The 484-nt window shown below is 32.2% G+C and carries 1 protein-coding gene and 1 pseudogene; both read left to right on the top strand.

The window, feature by feature from the left end:
• Window positions 1–12 precede the first annotated feature (12 nt).
• Window positions 13–102, top strand: a pseudogene (locus tag AOA61_RS32930) (hypothetical protein); the annotation flags it as partial.
• 30 nt (window positions 103–132) lie between these two features.
• On the top strand, window positions 133–484 hold a 352-nt coding region (locus AOA61_RS23870; protein ID WP_256583486.1), incomplete at its 3' end, for a tyrosine-type recombinase/integrase.

Here is a 484-nt window from a genome sequence, read left to right on the forward strand (position 1 = left end):
CAACAATATATTATATATCTGAAGAAAGAGCGAAACCTTGCCCCTGGGACAATTAATAAATATATCTCTTCCGTTAGATTCTTTTATACCTATGTTCTAGAAAAGGAATGGAATTCTAGAAAAGTTCCGAGGATGAAACGTAAGAATACTCTTCCACTTGTTCCTTCAAGAGAAGATGTTCTTATGCTTTTAAGTGTAATTAAAAATATAAAGCATAAAGCAATTTTAGTTTTACTTTACAGTAGTGGGTTACGTTTAAGTGAAGTAGCGTCTTTAAGAATTGGGGATATATGTAGTAAAAGTATGCGGATTCGAGTAGAGAAAGCAAAGCACGATACCTTTCGATACACCATATTATCTGATACAGCTCTTGATATCTTAAGGAGCTATTTTAAAGCTTATTTTTCAAATAAACCATACACCAAAAATGATTGGTTATTTCAAGGACAAAAAGACGTGAACCATATTAGTCCTAGAACTATAC

This window comes from Pseudomonas sp. 2995-1 (assembly GCF_002742505.1).
In the GTDB taxonomy this organism is placed as follows: Bacteria; Pseudomonadota; Gammaproteobacteria; order Pseudomonadales; family Pseudomonadaceae; genus Aquipseudomonas; species Aquipseudomonas sivasensis.